We start from the raw sequence: 372 nt of genomic DNA, 5'->3' as shown, positions 1-372 counted from the left end.
GTTCTTTATGGGCGTGGTGTTCTTTGTTTTGGTGGTGGACGTGGTGCTCCTTGTTTTGGTGATGTTCATGATGATCCTTGTCTTGATGTTCGTGGTGGGCTTTGCTTTGGTGGGCCAGGTGATGATGTTTCTCGTGTTCTTTCGGATGGGAAGCGTGTTTGCTGTGTATGGCATGACCCGAGTGATGAGCACGGCTAGAATTACTTGGTGGTCCTCCTCTATAAGTCGTATTACCCACATTACAAAAGCATGGACACTCTGGATACCCGTTTGTAGTTGTTGGAATTTCTTCAGTGGTACTGGTGGTGACTGATACTGTTGAGGTTTCTGCAGTTGAGGTGGGAGTTGACGCTTTTGTTGTAGTGGTTGTTT

At 46.8% G+C, this 372-nt stretch carries 1 protein-coding gene; it reads left to right on the top strand.

Going from position 1 to position 372, the window contains the following annotated elements:
- On the top strand, positions 1–313 hold a 313-nt coding region (locus QWY28_RS23300), incomplete at its 5' end, for a hypothetical protein (protein WP_300955303.1).
- Positions 314–372: the final 59 nt, after the last annotated feature.

The organism is Nocardioides oceani (assembly GCF_030412965.1).
Taxonomy (GTDB): domain Bacteria; phylum Actinomycetota; class Actinomycetes; order Propionibacteriales; family Nocardioidaceae; genus Nocardioides; species Nocardioides oceani.
Note: the sequence above shows the minus strand (reverse complement) of the source record. Positions and strands in the feature narration are given on the sequence as shown.